Annotated in this window: 16 protein-coding genes, 2 tRNA genes and 2 pseudogenes; 6 read left to right on the top strand and 14 right to left on the bottom strand. The window is 64.6% G+C overall.

All coding sequences use genetic code 11. From position 1 onward, the window contains the following. Positions 1-54: 54 nt before the first annotated feature. Positions 55-1065: a 2Fe-2S iron-sulfur cluster-binding protein gene (locus tag YU9_RS0133235; RefSeq protein ID WP_027576643.1), complete on the top strand. Its 1011-nt coding sequence runs from the start codon at positions 55-57 to the stop codon at positions 1063-1065. Positions 1066-1112: 47 nt separating this feature from the next. On the opposite strand, the gene YU9_RS0133230 is transcribed toward YU9_RS0133235, so the two are convergent. Beyond that, positions 1113-1916, bottom strand: coding sequence for a substrate-binding domain-containing protein (locus YU9_RS0133230; protein ID WP_027576642.1), 804 nt, complete (start codon positions 1914-1916; stop codon positions 1113-1115). On the opposite strand from YU9_RS0133230, the gene YU9_RS0133225 reads away from it, so the two are divergent. Beyond that, a complete protein-coding gene (locus tag YU9_RS0133225) occupies positions 1841-4792 on the top strand; it encodes a bifunctional diguanylate cyclase/phosphodiesterase (RefSeq protein ID WP_245266620.1) in 2952 nt (983 codons plus the stop codon). The genes YU9_RS0133230 and YU9_RS0133225 overlap by 76 nt on opposite strands. A 63-nt stretch (positions 4793-4855) precedes the next feature. On the opposite strand, the gene YU9_RS0133220 is transcribed toward YU9_RS0133225, so the two are convergent. The 8 genes from YU9_RS0133220 to YU9_RS0133185 all read right to left on the bottom strand — a co-directional run bounded on the left by YU9_RS0133220 (position 4856) and on the right by YU9_RS0133185 (position 10379). Continuing rightward, positions 4856-4931, bottom strand: a tRNA-Phe gene (locus YU9_RS0133220). A 186-nt stretch (positions 4932-5117) separates the two neighbouring features. Further along, positions 5118-5300, bottom strand: coding sequence for a DNA gyrase inhibitor YacG (yacG, locus tag YU9_RS0133215; protein WP_027576640.1), 183 nt, complete (start codon positions 5298-5300; stop codon positions 5118-5120). A gap of 116 nt (positions 5301-5416) precedes the next feature. Then, positions 5417-6046 (bottom strand): Maf-like protein, encoded by a 630-nt coding sequence (locus YU9_RS0133210; protein WP_027576639.1) that lies wholly within the window; start codon positions 6044-6046, stop codon positions 5417-5419. 325 nt (positions 6047-6371) lie between these two features. Then, a complete protein-coding gene (locus YU9_RS0133205) occupies positions 6372-6839 on the bottom strand; it encodes a low molecular weight phosphatase family protein (RefSeq protein ID WP_027576638.1) in 468 nt (155 codons plus the stop codon). A gap of 5 nt (positions 6840-6844) precedes the next feature. Further along, a complete protein-coding gene (locus YU9_RS0133200; RefSeq protein WP_027576637.1) occupies positions 6845-7342 on the bottom strand; it encodes a UPF0262 family protein in 498 nt (165 codons plus the stop codon). Then, the gene (hisD, locus tag YU9_RS0133195) at positions 7339-8634 is read right to left on the bottom strand and encodes a histidinol dehydrogenase (RefSeq protein WP_027576636.1); all 1296 of its coding nucleotides are present in this window, start codon (positions 8632-8634) and stop codon (positions 7339-7341) included. The genes YU9_RS0133200 and hisD overlap by 4 nt, the downstream gene beginning before the upstream one ends. A gap of 250 nt (positions 8635-8884) precedes the next feature. Next, the gene (locus YU9_RS0133190; protein WP_027576635.1) at positions 8885-9328 is read right to left on the bottom strand and encodes a DUF2948 family protein; all 444 of its coding nucleotides are present in this window, start codon (positions 9326-9328) and stop codon (positions 8885-8887) included. A gap of 112 nt (positions 9329-9440) precedes the next feature. Continuing rightward, positions 9441-10379 (bottom strand): SDR family oxidoreductase, encoded by a 939-nt coding sequence (locus tag YU9_RS0133185; RefSeq protein WP_027576634.1) that lies wholly within the window; start codon positions 10377-10379, stop codon positions 9441-9443. 89 nt (positions 10380-10468) lie between these two features. Here YU9_RS0133185 and YU9_RS0133180 point away from each other — a divergent pair, with 89 nt between their 5' ends. Then, the gene (locus YU9_RS0133180; RefSeq protein ID WP_027576633.1) at positions 10469-11107 is read left to right on the top strand and encodes a TetR/AcrR family transcriptional regulator; all 639 of its coding nucleotides are present in this window, start codon (positions 10469-10471) and stop codon (positions 11105-11107) included. 176 nt (positions 11108-11283) lie between these two features. Here YU9_RS0133180 and YU9_RS0133175 read toward each other — a convergent pair whose 3' ends face one another. The 5 genes and pseudogenes from YU9_RS0133175 to YU9_RS0133155 form a co-directional block, all read right to left on the bottom strand. Then, complete coding sequence (locus YU9_RS0133175; RefSeq protein WP_027576632.1) at positions 11284-12108, bottom strand: alpha/beta fold hydrolase; 825 nt, start codon at positions 12106-12108, stop codon at positions 11284-11286. 123 nt (positions 12109-12231) lie between these two features. Continuing rightward, positions 12232-12724 (bottom strand): annotated as a pseudogene (locus tag YU9_RS43225) (hypothetical protein). Between the two features lie 298 nt (positions 12725-13022). Next, positions 13023-13331, bottom strand: coding sequence for an EthD family reductase (locus YU9_RS0133165; RefSeq protein ID WP_027576631.1), 309 nt, complete (start codon positions 13329-13331; stop codon positions 13023-13025). A 210-nt stretch (positions 13332-13541) separates the two neighbouring features. Further along, positions 13542-15248, bottom strand: a complete 1707-nt coding sequence (locus YU9_RS0133160) for an FAD-dependent oxidoreductase (RefSeq protein WP_027576630.1) — start codon at positions 15246-15248, stop codon at positions 13542-13544. Positions 15249-15287: 39 nt separating this feature from the next. Next, positions 15288-15476: a hypothetical protein gene (locus tag YU9_RS0133155; protein ID WP_027576629.1), complete on the bottom strand. Its 189-nt coding sequence runs from the start codon at positions 15474-15476 to the stop codon at positions 15288-15290. A 316-nt stretch (positions 15477-15792) separates the two neighbouring features. Between YU9_RS0133155 and YU9_RS0133145 the strand changes: the two genes are divergently transcribed. From YU9_RS0133145 to YU9_RS49590, 3 genes and pseudogenes are all read left to right on the top strand, one after another. Further along, positions 15793-15867, top strand: a tRNA-Thr gene (locus YU9_RS0133145). A 63-nt stretch (positions 15868-15930) separates the two neighbouring features. Then, the gene (locus YU9_RS0133140; RefSeq protein WP_027576627.1) at positions 15931-16257 is read left to right on the top strand and encodes a Rid family hydrolase; all 327 of its coding nucleotides are present in this window, start codon (positions 15931-15933) and stop codon (positions 16255-16257) included. Positions 16258-16484: 227 nt separating this feature from the next. After that, positions 16485-16683, top strand: a pseudogene (locus tag YU9_RS49590) (hypothetical protein); the annotation flags it as partial.

Below are 16683 nucleotides of genomic sequence, written 5' to 3'. Positions count from 1 at the left end.
GCGTCTCATGACGGGCGACGGGCTCGACCGGAGGCCCCTCCTAGAGGCGTCGCGATGAAGCGGCATTGTCGGCTCGTCATCAACGGCAAGCTCGTCGAAGCCCGCGCCGGCGAAAGCCTGATCGACGCGGCGCTCGGCGGCTCAATTCTCGTTCCACACGACTGCAGATCGGGACAATGTCAGAGCTGCCGGGTGACGGTCGTTTCGGGCTCGGTCGATGATGGCGGCTCGGGCCATGGCCGCACTGTGCTCGCCTGCCAGGCAGCGGTCGCAGGCGATGCTGAGATCGAATTCGAAGAATTGCCGCTACCGGTGAAGCGGGCGGGCGCCGTCACCGAGATCAACCAGCTCTCGTCGGAGATCGCCGAAGTCGTGCTGACGACCTCAGCGCCGCTCGAGTTTCGGCCGGGACAATATGTGCGCGTCAAGTTTTCCGGCTATCCTGCGCGCGAGTTCAGCCCAACCTTCAGGCTCGATGGTTCCTTCAAGCAAGCCGAACTCGTCTTCCACATCCGGTGCCTGCCTGACGGCACCGTGTCGGGGCAGCTCGGCAAAGCCATCAGGCCCGGCCATGCGGCGCATGTGCAAGGCCCCTTCGGACAAGCCTATCTACGACAGGGCCAGGGGCCGCTGGTGCTGGTCGCCGGCGGAGCAGGCTGGGCCCCGATCTGGGCGCTCGCCCGCTCGGCGCGCTCGACCCAGCGCAACCGCGAGATGGCGATCGTCGCCGGCAGCCGGGATGTCGATAATCTCTATATGCTCCCCTCGTTGCAGTGGCTGATCGACGACGGTGTCCGCGACGTCATTGCGACGACGGAGGTCGGGTCTACCCTGCCGATCAGGCCTGGGCGCCCATCGCACTACCTGCCTCTGCTTGGGCTGGAAGATACGGTCTACGTCGCCGGCCCCGTTGGCCTCGTCGAGATCGTGAAGAACAAGGCCCGCTCGGCCAATGCGCAATGCTACGCCGATCCTTTCCTGCCGAGCTCTCAAACCCCATCGCTGATGGACAAAGTCACCCGTCTATGGCGAAGCCGGGAGCAGCCTCATCGCCCCGGTCTGTGAGCCGATGCCGAGTTCAGCAGCACCGGCGACCGCCGAGCCGCCGCGCCTCACGGCTTGACGGGCAGACTACCGAGGCTGGTGATGACGTCGGCTGCCTTCTGCGCATCGGCAAAGCGCAGAAAAGCCAGGGCGTCCGGATCCTGCAACGTATTTAAATAGATCAGCGCCAGCACCACGCTCGAGGGATAATCCGCGTCCGTCGGGTAGTGGCCGTCCACGCGAAGCACCGTGAGCCCCTGTTCCAACGGCCGTGAGAAAGGACCGAAGCCGATCGCGCCTTGAACTTCGCGAACCGTCTCGATCGCTTCCTGCGTGGTCGTCGCTATCTTCGATTTATCGGTGATCTCGAGATCATGCCAGCCGGGCATGCTGGCCCGCAGCACGGTGAGAGTGCTGTCCTGGTCCTCGCGCCGCACGACGCGGATGCGCATATCGGCGCCGCCCAGCTCCTTCCAATTCGCAAGGCGGCCCGAATAGATCGCAACGAGCTGAGCACTGGTCACGGCACTCACTCCGCAGCCGGGGTGGACGATGAAAGCCGAGGGCAGGCGGGCGATCGCCTTGTAGACGATGCCGGAAGCCGCTTCGGCGTCGGTCAGGCGGCGGGCGACGCGCCCTAAGATCGCCTTACCGGACCCCACGGCCGCGATGCCTCCGCCGGAACCGATGCTCGGCGGGACGTCGACCCGTGCCGCTCCTTCCTGCTGCATGAAGCTCGCGGCGATGGCGCGCAGGACATCGATGCCGTCTCCGGTCCCGACGATGTCGAGCTTGCGTGTTTCGGCGCCAGCGGCATTCACCACCGCAAGGCAAAGGCCCAAAAGGGCTGCCACTATCCTCGAAAATGCCATTGCAGACCCCTTCGAACCACGAGGTGCACAATCTGGCAAAGAAACCTAAACCTTCTGTTGTCGCAAAACCGTGCCTTTTGGAATCATCAGTGTGGCGAACAGAAAGTGAAAGCACACAATCTGATGGTTTCGAAAAACCAATTGGTAATCAACCAGCCACAAATAGACGACAAATAGACGATTTAGAGGGTTTCACTCGCCTAAATTCGGCGCCTGGAAGACAAGTCAGTGGGGCCTCAGGAGCGACATTGATCGGTCCCCGCAAGTTCAGGGTGCTGGCAGTGGTGGCGATTGACACCGATATGGCGAAGGCATCGAGGGCGCCGCCCCGCTGGCGTCGTTGGGCCGTTCCGTCCGGGGGGCCAGGTTTCCCCTCGTCTATCGCCATGCGCCTTGTTGCCGTCGTGCTCGCGACCGGCGTGCTCGGGCTCGGCCTCATCGGTGGCTTGACGGCGCTACGCCTGCAGCAGCAACTGAGGCAGCAGGCTGCGGCACTGGGTGAACTCTCAGAAGACCAGCTCGCTCATCGCCTCGACGGCGAGGCGCAGTTGGCGCGAGCGCGAATCGAGGTCCTCGGCGCGGAAACCGCATCACGCCTGCGTCAGATCGCGCAGCGCGCCGATGTCGCCAAGGCGGTCGCCTCGAACAACGATGTGACTATCCGCGAGCTGCTCAGCATCGTTGCTTCGACCTCCGGCTTCGAAAGGCTGATCGCCTTCGACGAAACCGGTCGCGTGATCGGTGCCAACACGCCCCTCGACCTCCTCGCTCTGAACGTGGCGATCGAGGGGACCGACCTCTCTGTCAATCTCAGGGCGATCCTCAAGGACAATAGCCGCTCGCACCCGCGGGGTGAGGAAGGCACCTATGAGCTCAAATTGGGTGAATTGTCAGCGCTTGACCTGCCGCAGCGCCGCACTATAGCGCACACCGCAATCGAGCCCGTGTTCGACGACTTCGGCGACCTCATCGGCGCGCTTGTCGCCATCCGACCGCTCGGGCGCACGGAGCGGACTCTCGAGAACTTCACTTCGCTGGCGAATGCCGGCGTGGTCATCATCATGGGTGACAACGAGATCGTGTCTTCCGCGGGGCCTGAAGGGGTGAAATTCAGCAGCGCCAGGACGCGTTTGGGCGGGCTGCAGCGCTCGGATGACGGCAACTACGTCGCGCGCTGTGTCGAATATGAGGCGACGCTCAAGGTGTGTACGTTCGCGAGCGCATCGCTCGTGACGACGACACGCGATCAGATGTTCCAGATCGGCGCCGCCCATACCCGTTCGCTGATGTGGCAGTTCCTGGCATCCGCGGCGCTGGCGCTCGGTGCCTTGGTCGTCGCGCTATTGGCCGCCGTAAGGCACCTCACGAAAGGACTTTCGGCGCTCGCCAAGACCGCCCAGGAAATCGCGGGAGGCAATCTCGACGTTCCGTTCCGTGCAACGGGCATCGGCGAGGTTCGCGGCCTCGGCCTCGCATTCGAGCGAATGCTGACGCATTTGCGGGCCAGCACGCGAAGAATTCGTCAGCTCGCTTTCTACGATACGGTGAGCCGCATTCCCAATCGGGAGAAGATGCGCGTCGATGCGCCGGCGCTCATCGACGCTGAAGAAGGCGGAGCGCTGTTCTTCCTCGACCTCGATGGCTTCAAATCCATCAACGACACTTTCGGGCACAAGGCTGGCGACGAGCTGCTCAAGATGGTGGCCGAGCGCTTGAGCAATTTGCTGACCTCCAAGGTCGCTGCCGGCAAAAGTCTGCTCGCCCGGGTCGGGGGCGACGAGTTCGTCGCCATCATCGCTGGGGTGAAGACGGTCGAGGCCGCGAGCCTCTGTGCCCGCGAGATGATCGAGACGCTGCAGGTTTCCTTCAAGCTCCAGAGCAACCATGCGACCATCGGCGTCAGCATCGGCGTTGCGATCTGGCCCACCCACGGCACAACCTATGACGATCTCCTGATCCGCGCCGACCTTGCGATGTACGTCGCGAAGAGCTCGGGACGCAACACCCACGCGTTCTTCACTCCGGATCTCGCAGAGGTCGCGTGTGCCCGGCATGCGCTCGAAACCGATCTCGCCTTGGCGATCCGCAATGAAGAGCTCGTCGTCCATTACCAGCCCAAGGTGTCCTGCGTGGATGGCCGCATCGTGGGGGTGGAGGCGCTGGCGCGCTGGCATCATCCGAAGGAGGGCAACATTCCTCCTCAGCGCTTCATCAAGATCGCGGAAGAGATCGGTCTCATCATGGAGATCGACCGCTTTGTGCTCAGGCGCGCGCTCGCCGAAATCGGGGGCCTGATCCGGGCCGGCTCAAACCTCGTGCTCGCCGTAAATGTCGCGGCGACGGAAATCGAGGACCCGTTGTTCATCAAGGATATCGTCACGACCGTTCGCGAGGCCGACTTCCCGCCGCCACACCTCGAGATCGAGGTCACAGAGTCGGTCGCGATGCGCAATCCTGATGTCGTGCGCGAGAGAATAAGCCTGCTCAGGCAATTGGGCATACGCTTCGCAATGGACGATTTCGGAGCCGGCTATTCGAATCTTTCGACGATGGCGAGGCTCCCCTTCGACGCCGTGAAGCTCGATCGCACACTCGTCGCGGGTGTCGCGGAAGACCGCGAGAAGCAGACGATCCTTCGCCTGGCGCTCGGACTTGCGGACGAATTGGGGTTCGAAACGGTCGTAGAAGGCATCGAAACGGCCGAAGACCTTCGGTTCGCGGCCGAAAACGGCGCGACCATGGCGCAAGGTTATATTTTCTCTCCGCCGCTATCGCTCGAAGAGTTCACCGTCTTGCTCCAGCCGAGCCTTTTGGCTTCGGCGGTCGAAGTGGCGCCCAGGCGACACGGAGCGGAGCGGCAGGCTGCTATCCGCTGAGGCGTCGGCGACGACACCGCCGCTCTGCAATGGCTCGCGGTTTTATACTGAATGGTGGGAAAATGGTGCCCAGGGGCGGAATCGAACCACCGACACTGCGATTTTCAGTCGCATGCTCTACCAACTGAGCTACCTGGGCGTGCTCCAAGAGAGGGGCCAAAGCCCATCGAGCGGGCGGTTTATAGTGGGCTAGAAGCGGCCTGTCCACCCACGCTTCGCCTTTGGCTTCGTGGGGCAGGGCCCGGCTGTGCACAAGGTCGGACCTTCCTGCCAGGGCTTACGCGCGGCGCATTGACCGCACGTGTAATGAATTGATTTTACTTAGTTATTCGACGTCGTCCACCTCGTCATCGCGACCAGGGATGACGTAGGAGCCTTTCAGCCACCGGTTCAAATCGACGTCGCGGCAGCGCGAGGAGCAGAACGGGCGGGTGGCCTGCGCCTGTGGCTTGCCGCAGATCGGGCAGGTCTTGAGCGGGCTGGCGGGCTTTTTGACTTCGTCGTCCATGACGTCGGCAGCTTACATGGGGTGAAGGAGTTCAAGCGTTGGTCGGCAAACGGGTTCCGTAGACGGCAACGCGTGCATTCCGCAGGCCTCCGAAGCGGGCGGCGGAGCCGCCGCACTCACACCGCGATCGCGTTGAGCCAGCCGAAGCGGATCGGAAAACCTTCGCCGCCGAGCAGCACCGTGGTTTCGTAGAGCGGCAGGCCGACGACGTTGGTGTAGGATCCCACCATCTTCACCACGAAGGAGCCGGCGATGCCTTGCACGGCGTAGCCGCCGGCTTTGCCGCGCCATTCGCCGGAGCCGATATAGGCCTGGATGTCGTCCTCCGACAGACGCTTGAAGCGCACGCGGGTCTCGACCAGGCGCTGGCGGAAGGCTTCGCGTGGCGTGACGAGGCAGATCGCGGTGTAGACGCGGTGATTGCGGCCCGACAGCAGCCGCAGGCACTGCGCGGCCTCATCGACCAGGTTGGCCTTGGGCAGGATGCGGCGACCGACCGCCACCACCGTGTCTGCCGCGAGGATGAAGGCGCCGCGCAGCTCGTCGTCGAGCTGCACCGATTTCAGCGCGGCGTCAGCTTTGGCCCTCGCGAGACGATTGGCGCAGGCGCGCGGCAGCTCGCCCCGCCTCGGCGTCTCGTCGACGTCGGCCGGCCGGAGCGCGTCCGGCTCGATGCCGGCCTGGTTGAGCAGCGACAGCCGACGCGGCGAACCGGAGGCAAGTACGAATTTGGGGCGGCCAAGCATCGGGTGATTTGGGGGATGAAGCGGGGTGAATTGCGCGCGGAACCTATCGGAAGGGGGCCGGTTTCACAACCCGGGAACCGGAGGTTTGGTGATTCGAGGCTTCCCCAGCACGCATGTGCCTACGCTCTGTGACGCGGGTGTTACGCCTTCTTCGCCTCTCCCGGCACGCGGGGAGAGGCCGGAATTCAAGCGTGCTTGAATTCCGGGTGAGGGGGACTCTCCACGATTCTCACTATCACCGTCCTTGCGGAGACTCCCCTCACCCCGACCCTCTTCCCCGGCAAGCGGGGCGAGGGAGAAGAGGCGCTGCGTCCGGGGCACGAGATCAGCCTGACGCCGCGCCCACCTTGGCGAAGCGCCGGCGGATGCGCATCAGCAGTTGGTCGCAGACTTCGCGATAGGCAGCGAGCTTCTGGTCGCGGCTGCCTTCGATGGTGGTGGGATCCTGCGTCGGCCAGTATTCGACCTCGGCCGCGAGTGTCCGCGTCAGCTCCAGCGCCTTGTGATGCGCCTCGGGCGAGAGCGTGACGATGAGGTCGAAATTCAGCCCCTCCCAGTCCTCCAGCTCCTCGAAGGTCTGCGGCTTGTGCGCCGAGATGTCCTGGCCGAGCTCGGCCATCACGGCCACTGCGAATGGATCGAGCTCGCCCTTCCTGGTGCCGGCCGACTTCACGTAGAGGCCTTGCGGAAACATGTGCTGCAACAGGCTCTCGGCCATCGGCGAGCGCACGCTGTTCATCGCGCAGGCGAACAGCACCGATTGCGGATCGCGTGCGCGTGGCGGACCCGCCATCGCGCTCACCCCTTCCAATGAAGGACGGTTATGAGCGTGAACAGCCGGCGCGAGGTCTCGAAATCGACCCGCACCTTGCCCTTCAGCCGCTCCTGGAGCGTGCGCGATCCCTCGTCGTGGATGCCGCGGCGGCCCATGTCGATGGCCTCGATCTTATCAGGGGTCGCGGTGCGGATCGCCTGGTAGTAGCTGTCGCAGATCATGAAATAGTCCTTCACGATCCGCCGGAACGGCGTCAGCGACAACAGATGCGCGACAACGGGCGTGCCGTCCTCGTGGCGGATGTCGAACATCAACCGGTTGCCGGTGATGCCGATATGCAGCGTGAACGGCCCCTTCCCCTCCGCGCCGTCGGGCGCGAACAGGTTCTGCTCGATCAGATCGTAGATCGCGATCGCACGCTCGTGCTCGATGTCCGGCCCGGAGCGGCCGATCGAGTCCTCGTCGAGCGTGACGCCGACGATGCGATTGTTGGAGTCGTCCTGTTCGGGCGGCTTTGTCATGACAGATTGAGGCGCAATCCAATCGAGCGCGAATGGGCGTCCAGCCCCTCCGCCTTGCCGAGCGTCATTGCGGCCGGACCCAGCGCACGCAATTGATCGGGTCCGCATTTCAGGATCGAGGTGCGCTTCATGAAGTCGGCGACCCCGAGCCCCGAGGAAAATCGCGCCGAGCGCGCCGTCGGCAGCACGTGATTGGAGCCGCCGACATAGTCGCCGATTGCCTCAGGCGTATGCGGCCCGAGGAACACCGCGCCGGCATTGCGGATCTTTGCGGCGAGCGCGTCGGGATCGACGGTCATGATCTCGAGATGCTCGGCAGCGATGGCGTCCGCGAGCGGGATCGCGTCGTCGAGGTTCTTCACCATGATGACGGCGCCGAAATCGGCCCAGGAGCTGCCTGCGATCGCGGCGCGCGGCAGCGTCTTCAGCTGCGTCACCACGGCTTTTTCAACATCGGCGGCAAGGCGCGCCGAGTCCGTGATCAGGATCGACTGCGCGCTCGCATCGTGCTCGGCTTGCGCCAACAGATCAGCGGCGATCCAGTCGGCATTGCCGGTGTCATCGGCGATGACGAGCACCTCCGAGGGGCCGGCGATCATGTCGATGCCGACCTTGCCGAACACCAGCCGCTTGGCCGCGGCGACATAGGCGTTGCCGGGGCCGACGATCTTGGCGACCGGCGCGATGGTCGCGGTGCCGTGCGCGAGCGCAGCCACCGCCTGCGCGCCGCCGACACGGTAGATCTCGGTGACGCCACCGAGATGCGCCGCCGCCAGCACCAGCGGATTGAGCTTGCCGTCGGGCGAGGGCACCACCATCACGAGGCGCGCAACGCCGGCAACTTTCGCCGGCACGGCGTTCATCAGCACTGATGACGGATAGGCAGCAGTGCCGCCGGGCACGTAGAGGCCGGCGGATTCGATCGCGGTGTAGCGCCAGCCGAGCTCGACACCGAGCGGGTCGGTGAAGCGCTCGTCCTTCGGCAGCTGGCGGCGGTGATAAGTCTCGATGCGGTCCCGCGCCAGCTTGAGTGCATCAAGCGTCGCAGGCTCACAGGCCTTCACGGCGGCCTCGATCTCGGCGGCGGAGACGCGCAAGGACGAAGCATCCAGCCTCAGCCGGTCGAACTTTGCCGTGGCTTCGAGCAGGGCGGCATCGCCACGCCTGGCCACGTCGTCGACGATCGCGCGCGCGGCGGCCTCGACATCGGCCGACGCCTCGCGCTTGGCGGCGAGGAAGGCGGCGAATCGCTGGTCAAAATCGGCGCTGCTGCGGTCGAGGCGAACGGGCATGTTTCGCTTGGCTTCTGGCTGGTCTTGAGGGGCGGATCGGGCGCACCAGGTCCCCTGCTCAATGGCGCGGCGGCCACCCGCCGTCAACCCTTGCGAGATGTCGTCCCGGCGGACGCCGCGACCCATAACCCCAGGGCCTTGTTGTCGAAACGAGATGGGGCCCCGATTGTGCTCAATAATGACCCCCGGTGGCTATGGATCCCGGCGTTCGCCGGGACGACACCGGTTTGCTGGGCGCTGGTATACCGCCTCATTCCTCGATGCCCGGTCCCGTTCCCAGCGCGTCGGCCCCGAGGTCGGTCAGTTCGCATTCCAGGCACTCGACGTCCAGGCGGATGGCGCCGCCCCGGGCGAACAAAAGCAGGGCGCTGCCGCCGGGCTCCTCATGGCGCCCGTCCTGGGGATGAAATTCAATGCCGACGAGATCCAGCACCTTGTCCGGCGCGGCGAGGTCGATGTTGCGCGACTTGCAGGCGAGCACACGGTCGAAACGGAGCGCGGCAACCAGCCGGCGCGGCTCGGTCTCGCCCTCCAGCGTCTGCTCCCAGTCCAGCCGGCTCATTCCGACCACAAGCCGCTTCTCGCTCTGGCGCCAGATGATGTCAGACGTCTGGACCCGGGCGTCCTGGACATGGGTCGAGATCACGGCGAGATCGTCGGCGTCGAGCGCGATCAGTTTGAGCTGGGGCGACATCGCCGACGCTTCTCCTTCGCAGTGGACAGGGCTCAACGCGCGCGGGCCGTGAAATTTCCGCACAAACTAACGGCCGGTTAGAGGCTATTGATGTCCCCAACGGCCTCGCGACTCATGCGGCGGCCGCGATCTCGTCGAAGGATACACCGGTCAGCGTTGCGGAGGCATCCCACAGCATGGCCGCCGCAGCGAGATCCTTCGCCCGCGCCGCGATCTTCGCCGGCCCGGGTGATCCCTTCAATTCGTAAAACCCGTTTGGACCGTAATAGCCGCCCGGCTCGGCGTCCGGAGAGGTCGCCGCAAACAGCGTGGGCAGCGCGCCTTCGGCTGCCGACTGGCTGATCAACGGCTGCAACAGCCGGCCGACCCGCCACTGCAACGTGTTGGCGCCGGGGCCGTTCGCAATGAGGTCGGTCCGCGCGTAGCCGGGATGGGCGGCAAGGCTCATCAGGCCCCAGCCGGCGGCGAGGCTGCGGCGTTGCAACTCCAGCGCAAACATCAGCATCGCCAGCTTGGATTGGCAGTAGGCGCGCCACGGACGATAGGAATGCTTGCTTTGCAGATCGTCGAAATTGATCGCACCGGAGCGGTGAGCAAGGCTCGAGAGATTGACGATGCGGGACGCCTTGCCGCGGCGAAGCTGCGGCAACAGCCGCGCCGTCAAGGCGTAGTGACCGAGATAGTTGGTGCCGAGCTGCATCTCGAAGCCATCCTCCGTCTGCTGCCGCTTCGGCAGCGCCATCACGCCGGCATTGTTGACGAGGAGATCGAGCCGTTCGTTATCGGCGGCGAAGCGCCGGGCAAAATCGGCGACGGAGGCAAGGCTTGCGAGGTCGAGATGCTCATAGGCGATCAGCGCGTCGGGAAACCGCTCGCAAATGCCTTCGATCGCCCGCAAGCCCTTTGCGTCGTCGCGTCCGGTGAGTATGACAATGGCACCGGCGCCCGCCAGCGCCATCGCCGTCTCGTAGCCGAGCCCGCCCGTCGCCCCGGTCACGACGACGGTCTTGCCGCTGAGTGAGGGGATGTCTGCCGTGGTCCAGTCGGTCATGCCATGTCTCCGCGGCTTTCAGGGGTGGGAAAGGGCCCGCGACCGGTCTAAATGTGCACTGAGTGCAAGTTTGCAAGAGGTGAAATGATTTGAAGGCTTCGAAGGTCGCCGGAATAAGCGTCAAGTCATTGTCCGCGGAAGGAAAATCTCTCGCCACCGGCCTGCGCGAGCGCAAGCGGCAAGAGACCCGCGAGCGGCTGACCCGCGCGGCGATGACCCTGTTCCTGGAGCGCGGCTTCGAGGCCACGACCATCGACGACATCGCGGCGGCGGCGAACGTGTCGCGGCGCAGCTTCTTCCATTATTTCGCGTCGAAGGAGGACGTGGTCGCCGCCTGGCAGGAGGGCGCGGCAAGTGCGCTGGTCGCCGAGATCGTCGCCCGGCCCGCGGACGAATCCATGCTGACGGCAGCGGAGAATGCGATCGCGGCGGCGGTCAAACGGCTCGACCCGGCGGAAGCTGCAGCGATGTCGCGACTCAAGCGCGACAATCCCGCGCTGCAGGCGCGCGACCAGCTCAAATACGAAAAGCTCGAGCGCGCGCTGGCCGAGGGGCTGGCACAGCGCGCCCGCACCAAATCGGACCGATCGAAGGCCCGGCTCGTCGCCATGATCGCCACCGGCGCCATGCGCGTCGGCGGCGAGAGCTGGATCGGCGAAGGCGCGCGCGAAAAGCCGGAGGCCTTCGTGAAGCGCACCTTCGATGCGATCAGGGCGATATTGAAGTGAGCTGGCTTACCCTCCCCTGGAGGGGGAGGGTCGGCACGTGATCGAGCGAAGCGAGATCTCGTGACGGGGTGGGGTGATCTCTCCACTCGGGCACTGTTCGTCGCGGAGGGACCGTCACCCCACCCCGCTCGCGCTGCGCGCGATCGACCCTCCCCCTCCAGGGGAGGGTAGGAGCCTCACTCCCTGAAAAACGCCAGCAGGTCGGCGTTGATCGTTTCGGCGTGCGTTGTCGGCATGCCGTGAGGGAATCCCTTGTACGTTTTCAGGATGCCCTTCTTGAGCAGCTTGGCCGACAGCGGCGCCGAGTCGGCATAGGGCACGATCTGGTCGTCGTCGCCGTGCATCACCAGCACGGGCACGTTGATCTTCTTCAGGTCCTCGGTGAAATCGGTTTGCGAGAACGCGACGATGCCGTCGTAGTGCGCTTTCGCGCCGCCCATCATGCCCTGGCGCCACCAGTTCTCGATCACAGCTTCCGACGGTTTTGCGCCGGGGCGGTTGTAGCCGTAGAACGGGCCCGCGGGGAGGTCGCGATAGAATTGCGTGCGGCTGGCGGCGAGCTGCTTCTGGAGATCGTCGAACACGCTCTTCGGGAGCCCGCCGGGATTGGCCGGCGTCTGCACCATCAGCGGCGGCACCGCGGAGAGGATCGCAGCTTTCGCCACCCGGCTCTCGCCATGGCGCGCGATGTAGTGCACGACCTCGCCGCCGCCGGTGGAATGCCCGACATGAATGGCGTTCTTGAGGTCGAGATGCGCGGTGAGCGCGGCGAGATCGTCGGCATAGTGATCCATGTCGTGGCCGTCGGCGACCTGCGCCGAGCGGCCGTGACCGCGGCGGTCATGGGCGATGACGCGGTAGCCACGGGTGACGAAGAACATCATCTGCGCGTCCCAATCGTCCGACGACAGCGGCCAGCCATGGCTGAACACGATCGGCTGGCCCGCCCCCCAGTCCTTGTAGAAGATCTCGACGCCGTCTTTGGTGGTGATGGTGGGCATGTATGACTCTCTTTCGGTGAAATTGGTGCGCGCAAACAGGCACGCGCCGACGATGTGCAGATGGTAATGCGACGTCCCGAATGCGATGCCTCGCATCACCTGCGAACGTTGAGAATCGTGCGATCAGGCAAACGACATCGGCCTGAAGCGGCGCCAGGCGCCGATCGTCAGCACCACGAAAAACACCAGCACGATGCCCTGCACCACGGCGAACACCGGACCCGATGGCGGCGCCGGCGGCACGGCGGGCGCGAGTGCGGCGAGCGCAGGCACCTTCAGGAACGACTGGATCACCAGCACGAAGACGTTGAAATAGAGCGAGATCATCGCGGTCACGATGTAGATCGGACGCCAGACCCCGGCGAGCTTCATGCCGTACAGCGCAAAGCAGGCGATCGCGAGCAGCACCAGCGAGATGATGCCGATGATGTGCGAAGGCAGCAGCTCCTTGAAAGGAAACAGGAAGCCGGTGGCGCTGCAGGAAGATCGCAGTGAGGCCGGGCATCGGCTTCGAGCCGAGCAGGCCGAACATCACGACGAGGCCGGCGACGATGGCGATCAGGCTGATGATGACATGGACCAACGTGAAGGCGGGCAGGCTCAACCCAAGCACCATGACATCTCTCCTACTCTCCGCATTGAGATGATGAGAGTAGTATTACGGTCCCCATGGGATTGCCACCTGCGTTGTCGTCACATGCAGGAGCGCAGCCACGCGTCGTCGTGCGAATCGACAAACGCATAGCTGAATTTTTTGCAGCGCTGTCGCAAACGACAGCAGTTGTTAGTTTGTAGCCCGGATGGAGCGAAGCGAAATCCGGGAAACGTGCCACAAGCAATAGCGGCTCCGGATTACGCTGCGCTCCATCCGGGCTACGGGCATTCAGGCTTTCGACGAAAGTTGAAGCGATCCTTCACACGTCCTTGGTGTCGAAGATCAGGATGTCGGCACCGCCGCTGGCGAATTTCGGCACGTCGGCGCCGGTCGCCTTGCCTTCTGGACTGGCGAACGCTGTCTGAACGTCGGCCACGCTGTCGAAGGTGAGAATGGCGACGAGATGGATTCCGGAAGGACCTGCGGGAGATGCGACCGGCCCCCTGCTGACGGCGTATTTCTTCAGGCCGGGAAGCTTCTTGGCCAGCGGAATGTGCGTCTCGGCATAGTACTTGTCGAAGGCGGCAGCATCCTTGGGTGTCTTGTAGAGCACGACGACTTCAGCCATTTAGTCCTCCCGTTTGAATCTTGTTCTATGTTGACCCTCATGGTGAGGAGGCGCGCAAGCGCCGTCTCGAACCATGCAGGGCCGGCTTTGGCAGCTGGGCCTCTCCTTCGAGACGCCGCTGTCGCGGCTCCTCAGGATGAGGGATAGTCTGTAGTTGCCGGCGCGATGGCAAGCCTCATTCGACTTGCCATTCCCTTGGCTTCTGCTTGCCTAAAGCGCCGGTTTTGCGGCGTCGCCGAGATAGCCGTGCAGGGAGGCCACGACCTGTGCGCCCTCGCCGATAGCGCCGCCGACGCGCTTGACCGAGCCGGAGCGGACGTCGCCGACGGCGTAGACGCCGGGCACCGAGGTTTCCAGCGGCGCCACCAGCTTGCCCTGGTTCTGCTCGGACTGCGCGCCTGTGACGACGAAGCCGCCGCGATCGAGCGTGACGCCGCAGCCGTCGAGCCATGAGGTGGCCGGATCGGCACCGACAAACAGGAAGAGGTTGCGGATGTCGGCGGAATCCTCGTCATCGGACAGCCGGCTCTTCCAGCGGATGCGCCGCAGCAGCGAGGTCTCGTCGCCTTCGAGCGCCGTGACCTCGGTGTTGAACATCAATTCGATGTTCGGCGTCGCTTCGATGCGCTCGATGAGATAGCGCGACATGCTGGCCCCGAGGCCACCGCCGCGGATGATCATCAGCACCTTTTTCGCGTGGCCCGACAGGAACACCGCGGCCTGCCCTGCCGAATTGCCGGCACCGACGAGAGCCACCTCCTCGCCGGCGCAGAGCCGCGCCTCCACGGGCGAGGCCCAGTACCAGACGCCGCGGCCCTCGAACTTGTCGAGGTTTTCGATCTCGGGTCGGCGATAGCGCGCGCCGCTCGCGACCACCACCGCGCGCGAGCGCAAGGTGTCGCCGCAATCCAGCGCCAGGGCGAAGGTGCCGTTGGCGCGCGAGCAATCCAGCGAGCTCACCGACATCGGAATCATGATGTCGGCGCCGAACTTTTGCGCCTGGGTGAAGGCGCGGCCCGCGAGCGCCTGGCCGGAGATGCCGGTCGGAAAACCCAGATAATTCTCGATGCGCGCACTGGCGCCGGCCTGTCCGCCGAAGGCGCGAGTGTCGAGCACGGCAACCGAGAGACCTTCGGAGGCCGCGTAGACCGCGGTCGCGAGCCCTGCGGGTCCGCAGCCGACGATGGCGACGTCGTAGATGCGGTTGTCCTTGGCTCCGCCGATCATGCCGATGGCGCGGCCAAGCTCGGTCTCGCTGGGATTGCGCAGCACCGTGCCGCCGGCCGTGACGACGAGCGGCCAATCCTCCGGCTTCGGCGAATAGCGCGCGATCAATTCGGCGGCGTCATGCTCGCTGTTGGGATCGAGCAGATGATGCGGCTGGCCGTTGCGGGTGAGAAAGCCCTGCAGGCGCACCACGCCGGCGGCGTTCGACGGCCCGATCAGCACGGGACCACCGATGCCGCCCTGGATCAGATTGACCCGGCGCAGGATCAGCGCGCGCATGATGCGCTCGCCAAGCTCGGCTTCGGCCACCAGCAGCGCACGCAGCCGGTCCGGCGGGACGAGGAGCACCTCGACATCGCCCTCGGCGCGGCCGTCGACCAGCGCCGGCCGGCCGGAGAGCTGGCCGAGCTCGGCCAGGAATTGCCCCGGCCCCTGGTCGATCACCGGGGTGACGTGACCGAGCCCATCGCGCTGGGTGATGGCGACGTGGCCCACTAGCACCACGAACATGCCGGGCCCGGGCTTGCCGGTCTCGAACAGCAACTCGCCGTCCTTATAGTGCCTGAGCTCGCCGAAATGGCGCAGGCGCTCGATCTCGACTTGTGTCAGCGTCGGAAAGGTTTGCTCGGGACGCGTGAACTGCGCCATCAGCGCCTCCCTGTCGGTTCGTTGCACCTCGTCCTGGGCCATCGTCATTCCCACTCATTCCAAAAGTCTAGCTGCCGATCTTCAATCGCCGGACTTGCCGGCGGTCCCCTCATTTAGGGAACCATCGTCGTTCTGCGAGGGCTCGGTGATCGCGGCGCGCTCGCGCGCCTGCAGCTTCCGCCGCTTCAGGTTTTCGCGCAGCGCCGATTTCAGCCGGTCGTCCCGGGACGCCCGATCCTGTTTCGAATTCTTGTCGTTCCGGTCAGTCATCAAAGGTCCATCGCAGCGATCGGCCATAACATGCCCAACGAACATGGCAGCTCAAGAGGCCGGCGCGATCCGATCGTGCGAAACTCGAAATGGATCGAATCTGGGCCCTGGGCCAACTGGCCAGTTGGGCGGGGATCTCGGCCCCCGAGTCGGGGGAAAGTCGGTCGTTTCGTGCGAAAACGGGCATTTTGGCCCCGATATCGGCCCGATTTTCTCGCTTTGACGGGGCTTGCAAGCTTGCACAGGAGGGGGGCTTGTGGCAGATATCGGCCCGCTTGGTAGGCCCCTTTAGCGGCCGATTCTGATCCCAGCACATGCTGCCGTAGCTCAGTGGTAGAGCACTCCATTGGTAATGGAGAGGTCGACAGTTCAATCCTGTCTGGCAGCACCAGCTTTCCTCATCGACGCGAGCCCTCCGCCCGGCAGCGAGCCCGCAACACCCACGGATGCGATCGTGATCGCACGTTCCCTGCCCTATGAAGGACTGCTCCACGAGATCGTCGAGCATAATGGCGTGCTCTATCTCGGCGGCATCGTTCCCGAGGATGCGGGGCTCGACATGGCAGGCCAGGCCGACGATGTGCTGCGCCAGTTGAAGACCCTGCTTGATGGGGCCGGCTCCGATCTCTCCTGCGTTCTGCAAGCGACGATCTTTTTGACTGATCTCGCCGACAAGGCGGCGCTCAACCAGGTGTGGAAGCGCTATTTCACCGCGGACCAGCTGCCGGCGCGTGCCGCCATTGGCGTTGCGGATCTCGGTCCGGCGTCAGGCTGGAGCTGACGGCGATCGCCGCCCGCCGCTGACACACAAGCGATACCGGCGAGGCGAGAAAGCTCGGTCGTCTCAACAGCACCAGTGTTCCACACATGGCTCAGCATTCTCGCGGCCCGAAACGCCCGAGTTTTGCTGGTTTCCTTGTCCCTCTTCTGTGAAGAGGGCGCAGGGAAGGCCGCATAGGCGTTAAGTTTATTCTTGAGTGTTGGAATCACACGTGATTCCAAGGCGGGATGGCAGACGAATCGCTTCTGAACGAGGACTGGACGAGAGTGGTTGCGCAGCTCGGCGGGGCTGCGCAGCTTGAAATAAGTGCGCGCCAGACGAAGGCTTTCGTGCGGCGGCGCCAAATTCCAGATGCGGTGTCGTTACTTCGGCTGATGCTGGCCTATTGTCTGGGTGAAAGAGGGTTGAGATCGACAGCCGCGTGGG

The sequence above is a fragment of the Bradyrhizobium sp. WSM1743 genome, from assembly GCF_000473065.1.
Lineage (GTDB): Bacteria > Pseudomonadota > Alphaproteobacteria > Rhizobiales > Xanthobacteraceae > Bradyrhizobium.
The sequence above is the reverse complement of the archived record's forward strand: the minus strand, read 5'-3'. Positions and strand labels throughout refer to the sequence as shown.

Bases quoted from the DNA above. Each gene is read 5' to 3' on its own strand.
- YU9_RS0133175 (WP_027576632.1), bottom strand. From the start codon at position 12,108: ATGCCCACCATCACCACCAAAGACGGCGTCGAGATCTTCTACAAGGAC.
- YU9_RS0133190 (WP_027576635.1), bottom strand. From the start codon at position 9,328: ATGTCGCCCCAGCTCAAACTGATCGCGCTCGACGCCGACGATCTCGCC.
- YU9_RS0133155 (WP_027576629.1), bottom strand. From the start codon at position 15,476: ATGACTGACCGGAACGACAAGAATTCGAAACAGGATCGGGCGTCCCGG.
- YU9_RS0133210 (WP_027576639.1), bottom strand. From the start codon at position 6,046: ATGCTTGGCCGCCCCAAATTCGTACTTGCCTCCGGTTCGCCGCGTCGG.
- YU9_RS0133160 (WP_027576630.1), bottom strand. From the start codon at position 15,248: ATGGCCCAGGACGAGGTGCAACGAACCGACAGGGAGGCGCTGATGGCG.
- YU9_RS0133165 (WP_027576631.1), bottom strand. From the start codon at position 13,331: ATGGCTGAAGTCGTCGTGCTCTACAAGACACCCAAGGATGCTGCCGCC.
- hisD (WP_027576636.1), bottom strand. From the start codon at position 8,634: ATGCCCGTTCGCCTCGACCGCAGCAGCGCCGATTTTGACCAGCGATTC.
- YU9_RS0133185 (WP_027576634.1), bottom strand. From the start codon at position 10,379: ATGACCGACTGGACCACGGCAGACATCCCCTCACTCAGCGGCAAGACC.
- YU9_RS0133205 (WP_027576638.1), bottom strand. From the start codon at position 6,839: ATGGCGGGTCCGCCACGCGCACGCGATCCGCAATCGGTGCTGTTCGCC.
- YU9_RS0133230 (WP_027576642.1), bottom strand. From the start codon at position 1,916: ATGGCATTTTCGAGGATAGTGGCAGCCCTTTTGGGCCTTTGCCTTGCG.
- YU9_RS0133200 (WP_027576637.1), bottom strand. From the start codon at position 7,342: ATGACAAAGCCGCCCGAACAGGACGACTCCAACAATCGCATCGTCGGC.
- YU9_RS0133235 (WP_027576643.1), top strand. From the start codon at position 55: ATGAAGCGGCATTGTCGGCTCGTCATCAACGGCAAGCTCGTCGAAGCC.
- yacG (WP_027576640.1), bottom strand. From the start codon at position 5,300: ATGGACGACGAAGTCAAAAAGCCCGCCAGCCCGCTCAAGACCTGCCCG.